General features: G+C 45.0%; 12 protein-coding genes. 9 read left to right on the top strand and 3 right to left on the bottom strand.

Annotated features, from left to right (window positions below; genetic code table 11):
- Nucleotides 1-32: 32 nt before the first annotated feature.
- Both H9626_RS01045 and H9626_RS01040 read right to left on the bottom strand, forming a co-directional pair.
- Nucleotides 33-1,409 carry an aldo/keto reductase gene (locus H9626_RS01045; RefSeq protein ID WP_191709276.1) on the bottom strand — a complete coding sequence of 459 codons (1,377 nt, stop codon included), beginning with the start codon at nucleotides 1,407-1,409 and terminating at the stop codon, nucleotides 33-35.
- A gap of 20 nt (nucleotides 1,410-1,429) precedes the next feature.
- Nucleotides 1,430-2,926 carry a 4Fe-4S binding protein gene (locus H9626_RS01040; RefSeq protein ID WP_191709275.1) on the bottom strand — a complete coding sequence of 499 codons (1,497 nt, stop codon included), beginning with the start codon at nucleotides 2,924-2,926 and terminating at the stop codon, nucleotides 1,430-1,432.
- 329 nt (nucleotides 2,927-3,255) lie between these two features.
- Here H9626_RS01040 and ndk point away from each other — a divergent pair, with 329 nt between their 5' ends.
- Entirely contained in the window at nucleotides 3,256-3,732 is a 477-nt protein-coding gene (gene ndk / locus H9626_RS01035) for a nucleoside-diphosphate kinase (RefSeq protein WP_191709274.1), read from the top strand.
- Nucleotides 3,733-3,922: 190 nt separating this feature from the next.
- Here the strand turns inward: ndk and guaA are convergent, their stop codons facing one another.
- Nucleotides 3,923-5,476, bottom strand: coding sequence for a glutamine-hydrolyzing GMP synthase (guaA, locus tag H9626_RS01030; RefSeq protein ID WP_191709273.1), 1,554 nt, complete (start codon nucleotides 5,474-5,476; stop codon nucleotides 3,923-3,925).
- A gap of 323 nt (nucleotides 5,477-5,799) precedes the next feature.
- Between guaA and H9626_RS15075 the strand changes: the two genes are divergently transcribed.
- From H9626_RS15075 to H9626_RS00990, 8 genes are all read left to right on the top strand, one after another.
- Nucleotides 5,800-6,207, top strand: a complete 408-nt coding sequence (locus H9626_RS15075; RefSeq protein WP_191709272.1) for a PH domain-containing protein — start codon at nucleotides 5,800-5,802, stop codon at nucleotides 6,205-6,207.
- A 398-nt stretch (nucleotides 6,208-6,605) separates the two neighbouring features.
- Nucleotides 6,606-6,884 (top strand): LysO family transporter, encoded by a 279-nt coding sequence (locus tag H9626_RS01020; RefSeq protein ID WP_178256154.1) that lies wholly within the window; start codon nucleotides 6,606-6,608, stop codon nucleotides 6,882-6,884.
- A complete protein-coding gene (locus H9626_RS01015) occupies nucleotides 6,881-7,507 on the top strand; it encodes a LysO family transporter (RefSeq protein WP_178256155.1) in 627 nt (208 codons plus the stop codon). The genes H9626_RS01020 and H9626_RS01015 overlap by 4 nt, the downstream gene beginning before the upstream one ends.
- Nucleotides 7,508-7,654: 147 nt before the next feature.
- Nucleotides 7,655-8,620, top strand: a complete 966-nt coding sequence (locus tag H9626_RS01010; RefSeq protein WP_178256156.1) for a PhoH family protein — start codon at nucleotides 7,655-7,657, stop codon at nucleotides 8,618-8,620.
- The gene (locus tag H9626_RS01005; RefSeq protein WP_178256157.1) at nucleotides 8,617-9,564 is read left to right on the top strand and encodes a phosphoribosylaminoimidazolesuccinocarboxamide synthase; all 948 of its coding nucleotides are present in this window, start codon (nucleotides 8,617-8,619) and stop codon (nucleotides 9,562-9,564) included. Before H9626_RS01010 ends, H9626_RS01005 begins: the two co-directional genes overlap by 4 nt.
- A gap of 85 nt (nucleotides 9,565-9,649) precedes the next feature.
- Nucleotides 9,650-10,387, top strand: coding sequence for a bifunctional demethylmenaquinone methyltransferase/2-methoxy-6-polyprenyl-1,4-benzoquinol methylase UbiE (ubiE, locus tag H9626_RS01000; protein WP_178256158.1), 738 nt, complete (start codon nucleotides 9,650-9,652; stop codon nucleotides 10,385-10,387).
- 21 nt (nucleotides 10,388-10,408) lie between these two features.
- The gene (locus tag H9626_RS00995; protein ID WP_191709271.1) at nucleotides 10,409-11,155 is read left to right on the top strand and encodes a shikimate dehydrogenase family protein; all 747 of its coding nucleotides are present in this window, start codon (nucleotides 10,409-10,411) and stop codon (nucleotides 11,153-11,155) included.
- Between the two features lie 10 nt (nucleotides 11,156-11,165).
- A complete protein-coding gene (locus tag H9626_RS00990; RefSeq protein WP_191709270.1) occupies nucleotides 11,166-12,125 on the top strand; it encodes an alpha/beta hydrolase in 960 nt (319 codons plus the stop codon).
- Nucleotides 12,126-12,146: the final 21 nt, after the last annotated feature.

Genomic DNA, 12,146 nt, shown 5'->3' with positions numbered 1-12,146 from the left:
GGCAGCATTTTTTATTTCAACCTTCCCCGCCGTCAAAGAGTTTCCTGCTTCAACTGTTCTACAAATGCGTCGATGCGATGAAGCTCTTTCGGGATATCAATACTCTGAGGACAATGTGGATTACACGTTTCACAACCGATGCAGTGGCTTGCCTGACGCAGCTTAGGAACACTCCGGTCGTACCCTACCAAAAACGCACGGCGCGCCTGCCGATAATTCTCATCCTGCCGGCTTTTGGGTATGTTTCCTTCGTTCACACATTTATTATAATGCAACAATACCCCCGGAATATCAATGCCATACGGACAAGGCATACAATACTTACAGTCGTTACACGGCACGGTAGGATATTTCATAATCAGCTGGGCGGTTTCTTCCAAGAACTTATAATCTTCGTCCGACAACGGAATCAAAGGCGAATATGTACGCAGGTTGTCTATCAGATGCTCTTTATAGGTCATCCCGCTTAATACGGTAAGCACCTTTTCCGGCGAACCGGCAAAACGAAATGCCCACGACGCAACACTATCTTCCGGACGGCGCTGTTTTAACCGCGCGATAATATGTTCGGGCAGTTTCGACAGTCGTCCGCCCAACAGCGGTTCCATGATAATGGCTTGGATGTTACGCTTTTCCAATTCCCCGTAAAGGTATTCGGCATTTACGTTGCTTCCCGTGGCATGTCGCCAGTCGGAATAGTTCAACTGAATCTGAACGAAGTCCCAATGCACTTTGTCGTACATTGCCAAAACCTCATCGAAAACCGCCTGCGTCCCATGAAATGAAAAGCCCAAATTGCGGATACGTCCTGCCTTGCGTTCTTCCATCAGGTAGTCTATCATGCCATTATCAATGTAGCGTCCGCGGAAAGTCTCGATGCCTCCGTTGCCGATGGAGTGCAGCAAGTAATAATCAATGTAATCGACCTGCAAATCTTCAAACGACTTCTTATACATTGCTATCGAATTTTCGCGCGTGTAGTTCGAGAAGTTCGACAGTTTGGTGGCTATCTGCCACTTTTCGCGCGGATGACGTTTCAAGGCGATTCCGGTCGACTTTTCCGACCATCCCTGCATGTAAACCGGCGACGTGTCAAAGTAAGTCACGCCGTGAGCGATGGCATAGTCCACCAAGTCGTTTACAGCCGCTTGATCGATAACATTTCCGTCTTGAGCAGGCGAAGGAAGCGTAGGCCAGCGCATACAGCCATATCCTAACAGCGAAACTTTATCGCCACATGCAGCCGTGCGATACGTCATTTCCCCGCTCGCCTGAGGAGCGGAACTGTTTCCCGCTGTTTCTTTTTTCTCAGAAGTACATCCCGGCAACACCCCGCTCAATGCAGCCGTACTGATGCCTACTATCTTGATAAACTTTCTGCGGTTTATCGGGTTATTATTCTTCTCCATAAATCATTTTCATTAACATTTTAAACCAAACGTTGTCTTTCGTGACCTTCTACATAAATGGCACTGTACGGACGAGACGGACACAAGTTTTCACACGCTCCACAGCCGATACACGTCTCAACATTTACCACCGGATATCGGGGCGATTCCGGGTCGTCGGGATTTTCGGCAACCATCTGTATCGAACCTGTGGGACAATGGCGCGCACAGTTTCCGCACGATACTCCGTCGCGCTGCACCACGCAAAGCTCTTTTACAAACACCGCATGTCCCACTTGGGTAGAAACTTTATCTGCCAGTGTGTTCAGACTGATGGCCCCCGTAGGACAGACTTCGGCACAACGCATACACTCCGGACGACAGTAACCGCGCTCGTAAGACATTTGGGGCTGCATGAACGTGGTCAGGTTGGCAGAAGGACGCAACACGCCGTTCGGACATTCGGAAACACAAAGTTGGCAGGCAGTACAATGCTGCGCAAAATGCCGCTTGTCTCCTGCTCCCGGAGGCAATATCGGTGTCTGCCGCTCCGGTTTCTTTTTATCAATAATCGGCGCCAATCCCCCATCTACTTTCTTTTCCTGCGCCTTCAGCACTGAACCTACCGTAAGCGTTGCCGCCAGCGTAAGAAACGAACGGCGGGAAGAGTCGGATGCTTCTTTAGAATTACCCGTATTCGTCTCTCTTTCTTGCCGAAAACGGTTCTCGTAATGTATTGCACCGTGCTTGCAAGCATCCAAGCAATCCATACACGTCACGCAACGACTATAATCTATCTGGTGTTTTTCAAGGTCAATACAGGCTGATTTACACTTTTTCGCACACAACCGGCAGTTTTTACACTGCTCCACATCAATGACCGGACGATAGAGCGAAAAGCGGGATACCACACCCAACAACGTTCCTACCGGGCAAACGGTATTACAATATGTGCGTCCGTTATGCCAAGCCAACACCCCTATTACAACAAACGTTATAAGAGCAAGAATGAAAGTAGGAAGACTTTTTATCCAGACCTCTGTTTCGTAAAAAGCATAACTGCCCACACGCTCAGCCAAATATGCTAAAACATTATTCCCCCATTGCCAAAGCGGAGCAAACAGATTGGAAGCCATGCGCCCGTAAGAACTGTACGGAGCAAGCAGTGCCACAAAAGAATTGATTCCGGCTATACAAGCTATTACAAACAACACCAATACTGCGTAACGCAACCACGTGAGTGCCGGTGAATACGCAAAACGATGTTTTTTCCCTTTCCGCTTTCCGCTGATCCAAGAAACTACGTCTTGGAAAACTCCCAGCGGACAGATAATGGAACAATAAATACGGCCGAATAATAAAGTGAGCAACAAGAGGAAAACCACAACACCAATATTCAAAGCAAGTAGTGCGGGAAGGAACTGGATTTCAGCCATCCAGCCAAACCAAACATGCAGCGTACCGGTAAAGTCAAGGAACAAAAGCGTAACCATCGCAAAAAACACAATGGCGAGTGTCTGTCTGATTTTACGTAACATAGCTATTTTTAAATTTCTCTGAACAAATATAGCAGGATTGAAAATTACTTGTTTCTTCCGCTCCCTATTTTCTTTCTCTTACGGGCTTTATATAGAATGAATTTATATAACACTGTAAATCTTACAGTTGCCACTCTCCCCGACAGGGAGTTGCATGGTTTGGCTCATGTCCGGAAAAGAACCGGGCAAACACCACAAACCGACCTGTTCAGGCAAGCAGTGGAAAAGAAAATTACTGAAAGATAGCGTTTTTAAAAATATAAAGCGTATATTTGAAAACAGATAATCCAACAATTTCTTTTGTATCAACCTTACTAATTTATACAACTATGAGCCTTGAAAAAACATTAGTGCTTTTAAAGCCCAGCGCAGTACAGCGCGGACTTATCGGAGAAATCCTCCACCGTTTCGAACGCAAAGGTTTACGTCTCGCCGGAATGAGAATGATGCAGCTTACCGACGAAATTCTGAACGAACACTATGCCCACCTTGCCGGCAAGCCTTTCTTTCAACGTATAAAAAATTCGATGATGGCTTCGCCCATCATTGCCTGCTGCTTTGAGGGAGTAGATGCCGTACAGGTAGTCCGCTCGATGACGGGAGCTACAAACGGACGGGTTGCCGTTCCGGGTACAATCCGCGGCGATTACAGCGTCAGCGCACAAGAAAACATCGTGCATACCTCCGATTCGCCGGAGAATGCGAAAGTGGAAGTGGCGCGTTTCTTCAAACCCGAAGAAATATTTGATTATAAGCTAAATGCGCTTCCGTATCTGAACTATGAAGAGGAGTATCAGGCAGACTAAAAATCAGTCCTGAAACGCAAGCCGATAGACCGGACTGCCTATCGGCTTGCGTTCTCTTGTTCTACCGCATCCGTTATACAACGCAAGCGGTAGCGTTTTTCACCCTCATTCCTACTCGCCCGTTTTACAAAAAAACGGCATGTATCCCACTCGCAGATACATGCCGATAATATAAAATAAAAACTTAATCTTATTCCCACTCGATTGTTGCAGGCGGTTTTGACGAAATGTCATAGCAAACGCGGTTTACGCCTTTCACCTTATTGATAATATCGTTAGATACTTTTGCCATAAACTCGTAAGGCAGGTGTGCCCAGTCGGCAGTCATGGCATCGGTGCTGGTTACGGCACGCAAAGCTACCGCACGTTCGTAGGTACGCTCGTCGCCCATCACGCCTACGCTCTGTACCGGAAGCAGAATAACTCCTGCCTGCCATACCTGATGGTAAAGCGAGGTTTCGTTTCCGTCGGCATCTTTCACCTTCCAGTCACGCAGACCTTGAATGAAAATATCGTCGGCATCTTGAAGCACGCGCACTTTTTCGGGAGTAATGTCACCCAAGATACGCACTGCCAATCCCGGTCCGGGGAACGGATGGCGGGTTATCAGGTGTTCGGGCATCCCCAATTCGCGACCTACGCGGCGAACTTCGTCCTTAAACAGCAAACGCAACGGTTCGCAAAGTTTCAGGTTCATCTTTTCAGGCAGACCGCCTACGTTATGATGGCTCTTGATTACGGTTCCGGTAATGGAAAGAGACTCGATGCAGTCGGGATAAATGGTTCCTTGAGCCAGCCACTTCACATCTTTAATCTTATGAGCTTCCTCATCGAATACGTCGATAAACCCTTTACCGATAATCTTACGCTTGCGTTCGGGTTCGGTTACTCCTGCCAGTTCAGCAAAGAACTTGCTGCTGGCGTCTACACCTATCACGTTCAGTCCCAAACATTCATAGTCATGGAGTACGTTCTTAAACTCGTTTTTGCGCAACATACCGTGGTCGACAAAGATACACGTCAGATTCTTGCCGATAGCTTTGTTCAGCAACACGGCAGCCACCGATGAATCAACACCGCCGCTCAGTCCCAACACCACCTTGTCGTCGCCCAACTGTTCTTTCAGTTCGGCCACGGTAGTTTCGATGAACGAAGCTGCACTCCAGTCTTGTTTGCCTCCGCAGATGTCAACCACGAAGTTTTTCAGCAGCAGCGTTCCGTCTTCGCTATGAAATACTTCGGGATGGAACTGTACGCCCCATAATTTCTCTCCCTTTGCCTGATAAGCAGCTACGGCAACCTTGTCGGTCGACGCGATAATCTCGAAGTTTTCGGGAACGGCAGTGATGGTATCTCCGTGGCTCATCCATACCTGCGAATTTTCACGGACACCCTTCAACAGCGGGTTCTGGTTGTCGAATTTCGTCAGCCGCGCACGTCCGTACTCGCGTGTATTGGCAGGTTCTACCTTACCGCCGTTGGTATATGCCATGAACTGTGCGCCATAACAAATGCCCAAGATGGGATATTTGCCGCGGATACCGGTAAGGTCTACCTTGAAAGCCTTCTCATCGTACACCGAGAAAGGACTTCCCGAAAGAATTACACCGATTACCGACGGGTCATCGTGGGGGAACTTGTTGTAGGGAACAATCTCGCAATACATGTTCAGTTCGCGGACCCTACGCCCGATAAGCTGTGTAGTCTGCGAGCCGAAATCAAGAATAATGATTTTTTCCTGCATATATGTTCTAAGTAAAATAATATATGTGTGCAAAGATACTTAGAATTTTTCAGATTCTGACCATATAAACTTTAATTTCTTGCGGTAGCATTTTAAACTTATCGGGCAACGTGGCAAAAATGGGTTATATATCAGAACTGTAAACCAGCGGAAAAAATCATTCATGTATACTATTACAGCCGATAACCGAATTGCCCAATAGTCATAGAAGAAAGTGAATTTACTTATTAATAAAGTAAAAACAAAAAAATCAAAAAGCTGCTTTGCTTATTTACTTACTTCTTCTTATATTTGAAATATGTACAACTCACATAGCATATATTATGAAAGTGATACAGGTCAACCCCAAATATAAATTGTGGTATGCATTCGGCTTATTCGCTGTCTTCCTCCTGCTTCTTTCGGTTTATTACGCAGTCACGCGGAACATTACCGAAACACTATATAACGTGCCAACGTGGGGGATTCCTTGCATATTCATCTATTATATCTTTATTCATAGAATGAAAATTATGATTACCGATGAAAAAAAGCTGGTCTACAAACTTTCATATAGCCTCTTTTATGAAACCATTCATATTCTGGAAATAGATAACATCATTTTGGAAAAAGGTTTCCTGTTCAATCGCGTTATTATCTATTACAACGCACAAGAAAAAATCGTGTTACACCCCCAAGACAGTTCCGCTTTTTTGGAATCGCTAAAGTTTGTTCGTAAAAGAGACAAATAGAAAAGTAAAATAATATTTCGAGTTTCACTACCGAAAACTCACAACCTTAAAAAGCATTCAAGAAACGAATACCCTCTTGAATGCTTTCTTTTGTCACTTAAATCTTATAAATATTTGGAAAATATACAGAAAGTGTTTATCTTTGCACTCACAAAACCCAAATAACACAATCTGATTAAACCCATGAAAAGAATGCTAACATATAAAAGTCTGCGAAACATGACGCCTTTACCAGAGGCGCACGGTTACCGCATTGCGTGCATTCACTGGGTAAGCGGTTTCCGCTAAGTTTCTCTGCACATATAATTACTATGTATCACGCGCGAAAGCTCATACAGAATTCCGGCGCGGTGTTGTTTCGTGTAAAAAGCAAGTATAAACTTAAAAACGTTTGTGTTATGTTTACCATCATAGGAATCATGTTTACAGGTGTGGCTATCGGCTACCTGTTCAAGAATATCTCTTTTTTAAAGAAAACAGAAAAAACCATCTCATGTACCATCGTGCTTTTACTTTTTATTTTAGGTATTTCAATAGGCTCAAATAAACAAATAATTGACAATCTTGGCACGTTCGGGTGGCAGGCGGCAATCATTGCTGTTTCGGCAACGTGTGGTAGTATCCTCGCATCGTGGATGGTACTGAAACTGTTTTTCAAGAAAGGAGGTAAACAATGAAAGGTAGCTTAATAGTTTTGTGCGTTTTCATAGTAGGTTGTGTATTGGGTACAACCGGCATACTTCCTGCCGATTGGCAAAACTCCCATCTTTCTACGTATGTACTTTACGCATTAATGTTGCAAGTGGGGCTGAATATCGGTTCAAATCCTAACCTTAAAAATCTTGTGAAAGAAATCCGGTGGAAGTTTTTGCTCATCCCCCTTGCGACAATAAGCGGCACGCTGCTGTTTTCGGCATGTGCCAGCTTTTTGCTGACGAAATGGAGCGTGTTCGACTGCATGGCGGTGGGCAGCGGATTTGCCTATTACTCACTGTCGTCCATCCTCATCACACAGTTTAAAGAGGCATCGCTGGGCATCCAGCTTGCCACGGAACTGGGTACGATAGCCCTGCTCGCCAATATTTTCCGCGAAATGATGGCACTGCTGGGTACACCCCTGCTGGTGCGCTACTTCGGTAAACTTGCGCCCATCTCGGCAGCAGGAGTCAACTCGATGGACGTGGTACTACCCATGATTTCACGCTTTTCAGGGAAAGAAATGATACCCGTGGCTATTTTCCACGGTATCCTTATCGACCTCTCCGTGCCATTTTTCGTATCTCTCTTTTGCCGACTTTAACTATACATCGTACTGCGGAACGCCGGTGAAAACATTCACGATATGCAGAAATGTTTCAAAATATAAACTCGCAATCGTCCAACAATCAAAAGTAATGATTAAATTTGCAGAAAATTGAAACAGAGACAAGCATAGCAAAATAGGTAAATGATAGAGAAACATATAGTTTTAGAAGACGTAGACCCGGTTGTTTTTTATGGAGTGAATAATGCTAATATACAAATGATAAAGGCATTATTTCCAAAATTACGAATCGTAGCACGCGGAAACGTTATCAAAGTAATGGGAGATGAAGAAGAAATGTGTGCATTCGAAGATGCCATTACTGCTTTGGAAAAACATTGCGTGGCTTACAATTCGCTTAATGAAGAGGCATTGTTAGATATCGTCAAAGGCAATTCGCCCGAAATAGAAAGGAAAGGAGATGCCATCGTATTTAGCGTAACCGGAAAACCAATAACTCCGCGCAGTGAAAATCAACAGAAACTGGTAAAAGAGTTCGAAAAAAACGATATGGTATTCGCTATCGGTCCGGCAGGGTCAGGAAAAACCTATACCGCCATAGCCCTTGCGGTACGCGCACTCAAGAACAAAGAAATACGCAAAATCATCTTGAGCCGCCCTGCCGTAGAAGCCGGCGAAAAGCTGGGATTTCTTCCGGGCGACATGAAAGACAAAATAGACCCTTACTTACAGCCGCTCTATGACGCCCTGCAAGACATGATTCCCGCTGCCAAGCTGAAAGAATACATGGAACTGAATGTGATTCAAATAGCTCCACTTGCATTCATGAGAGGACGGACGCTGAACGACGCGGTGGTCATCCTCGATGAAGCCCAGAATACAACCACGCAACAAATAAAAATGTTTCTTACCCGCATGGGTACAAACACTAAAATGATTGTGACGGGCGACATGACTCAAATAGACCTTCCGGCGTCACAAACATCGGGACTGAAACAAGCGATGAAGATACTTAAAGATGTAAAAGGCATCAGTTTCGTGGAAATGAACAAAAAAGACATTGTACGCCACAAGCTGGTAACACGCATCGTAGAAGCGTACGAAAAATACGAAGAAAATTCTTTCACTAAAAAACAAATAGAGAAATGAGTCAAGCATTAACAAAAACAGATTATCACTTTCCGGGACAAGTAAACGTGTATCACGGGAAAGTACGTGATGTATATAACATCAATAATGAGAAGTTAGTAATGGTTGCAACAGACCGTATATCGGCATTCGATGTAGTATTGCCCGAAGGTATTCCTTACAAAGGACAAATGCTGAATCAGATTGCTGCCAAATTTCTTGATGCTACACAAGACATCTGCCCGAACTGGAAACTTGCTACACCCGACCCAATGGTGACCGTAGGCGTTATGTGTGAAGGATTCCCGGTAGAAATGATCGTACGCGGATACTTGTGCGGAAGCGCATGGCGTGCTTACAAAGCCGGTGCCCGTGAGATTTGCGGCGTACGCTTGCCGGAAGGAATGCGTGAAAACGAAAAATTCCCCCACCCCATTATTACTCCGACTACAAAAGCCGAAATGGGTATGCACGATGAAGATATCTCGAAAGAAGAAATCTTGGCACGCGGACTGGCTACTCCCGAAGAATATGCCACTTTAGAAAAATACACCCTCGCCTTATTCGAACGCGGTACGCAAATGGCTGCCGAACGTGGTCTTATCCTTGTAGATACCAAATACGAATTTGGCAAGCATAACGGACAAATTTATCTGATGGATGAAATCCATACTCCGGACTCAAGCCGCTATTTCTATCTGGAAGGCTATCAGGAACGATTCGAAAAAGAAGAACCTCAGAAACAGCTTTCAAAAGAATTTGTCCGCGAGTGGTTGATGGCTAACGGATTTCAAGGACGGGAAGGACAACAAGTGCCCGAAATGACTCCGCAAATCGTAACTTCTATCAGCGACAGATATATCGAATTATACGAACATATCACAGGCGAAACATTCGTAAAAGCTGATACAGCACATTTGGCAGAGCGTATTGAAAAGAATGTTCTCGACTTTTTAGAGAAATAACAATACCATCCAACCCTACGACATACGTTTCGGGACGTGTTTCGATACACGCCCCGAAATTATAATTTCTTCAATCTTCCATAACATGAACTACCCTCAAGAAAACATCAAACCCTATAACAAAAGCGAAAGTAAAGCCGCACAAGTGGAAAAGATGTTCGACCATATCGCTCCGGCATACGACACGCTCAATCATGCGTTGTCATGGAACATAGACAAGTGCTGGCGACGTAAAGCCATCAATCTGTTAAAGCCTTTCCACCCGCAACACATCATGGATGTAGCCACGGGAACCGGCGACTTCGCTATCCAAGCATGTCGGGTACTTCAGCCCAAAGAGCTTATTGGAACTGACATCTCGGAAGGAATGATGAATATAGGAAGGGAAAAAGTAAAACAAGCCGGACTAAGCAACCGGATTTCTTTTGCAAAAGAAGACTGTACCTCACTCTCTTTTCAGGAAAACCGCTTCGATGCCATCACCGTGGCATTTGGAGTAAGAAACTTTGAAGATTTAGACCGAGGATTGAAAGAAATGTACCGCGTACTCATACCGGGCGGACATTTAGTTATACTTGAACTATCCACGCCGGAGAAGTTTCCCATGAAACAACTCTATGCACTCTACTCTAAAATAGTTATCCCCACATTGGGAAAAATGCTTTCGAAAGACCGAAGTGCCTACACATACCTGCCCCAATCAATCAAAGCCTTTCCGCAAGGAGAAATAATGACAGAAATCATACGCAAGGCAGGGTTCAGCCAAGTTAAATTCGAACGCCTCACGTTGGGGATTTGTACGCTCTATTTTGCTACTAAATAATCTTTTTAACCCTTTACACAGATGAAAAAATATGGCTTAATCGGATATCCGCTCGGACATTCTTTTTCAAAGAACTTCTTTAATGAGAAGTTCCGTTCCGAAAATATCGACGCCGAATACGTTAATTTTGAAATCCCTACTATCGAAGAGTTTCCCAAGATTATTAATTCGACACCTAATCTTGCCGGAATAAACGTTACGATACCGTATAAAGAAAAGGTTATCTCTTACCTTGACGAACTGGACAAAGATGCTGCCGCTATTGGAGCTGTGAACGTTATCAAGCTGGTACGCAACTCGAAAAACAAAATCAAACTTGTAGGATATAACTCTGATGTCATCGGATTTACACGCTCTATCGAGCCGCTTCTGGAACCTTGCCATCAGAAAGCATTGATTTTAGGTACCGGAGGCTCATCGAAAGCTGTTGATTGCGGACTGAAGCATTTAGGCCTGCAAACCCTGTTCGTTTCGCGGAGCCGGCATAATGACAATACGGTTACGTATGCCGAACTGACGCCGGAAATCATGGACGAATATAAAGTTATCGTCAACTGCACGCCCGTGGGCATGTATCCGCAAGCCGATGTTTGTCCGGATATTCCTTATGATTGCCTCACTTCACAACATCTGCTTTACGATTTGCTGTATAACCCCGACACTACTCTTTTTATGAAAAAAGGTGAAGACCGTGGAGCTACGGTTAAAAACGGACTTGAGATGCTTTTACTTCAGGCGTTCAGTGCATGGGATATTTGGAATCAATGAGTAAATGTGTATGAACAAACGAACTACCGCTCTTAGCTTAGGCATTACGCTACTGGTCTTGATTGCCGGAACTGTGGGAGGCAGTTTTTATATGCTTAAATACGCCTTGAGCCCTGAAAACCGGGGGAAGGATATGGCAGGTTCTCTTACCTATATGGAAGAGATGTACCCACAGATAACACCGTGGGTAGACAGCCTGCAAAATGCTCATGCGCTTCGCGATACGTTTATTACTGCACCCGACGGAACACGCCTCCATGCCTTTTATGCTCGTGCTTCACGCCCGCGGAAAGAAACTGCGGTTATCGTCCACGGGTATACGGATAATGCTATTCGCATGTTCCACATCGGGTACATGTATAATCGTTCGCTTGATTACAATATCCTTTTACCGGACTTGCGCTACTCAGGTTTAAGCGGAGGCAATGCCCTCCAAATGGGATGGCTCGACCGCAAAGATGTTATGCAGTGGATTGATACTGCTCCTGCCCTTTTTGGGGATTCGATAGAAGCTGTGGTGCATGGCATTTCGATGGGAGCGGCTACTACCATGATGCTCTCAGGTGAGCAACTTCCGGCGTATGTTCGTTGTTTTGTAGAGGATTGCGGATATACCAGCGTATGGGAACAGTTCAGCAAAGAACTGAAAGAGCGGTTCGGGCTGCCTCCTTTCCCATTGCTTTACACGGCAAGCTGGCTCTGCCAATGGAAAAACGGATGGAATTTCCACGAAGCATCGGCTGAGAAACAAATAGCCCGCTGCCATAAGCCCATGCTTTTCATCCACGGCGACAAAGACGACTTTGTTCCTACATGGATGGTATACGAAGTATATAAAGCCAAACCTGATCCGAAAGCCTTATGGATTGTCCCCAATGCCGGACATGCCACTTCTTACCTGCTTTATCCCGAGGAATACACACAGCGTGTAAAACGCTTTGTTGAAGATAATTTAAACGACAGGCCCTAAGAGAGCCTGTCCTATCTTTTT

It is taken from the genome of Phocaeicola faecium (assembly GCF_014837055.1).
Lineage (GTDB): Bacteria > Bacteroidota > Bacteroidia > Bacteroidales > Bacteroidaceae > Phocaeicola > Phocaeicola gallinarum.
This window is presented reverse-complemented; position numbering and strand designations above follow the sequence as displayed.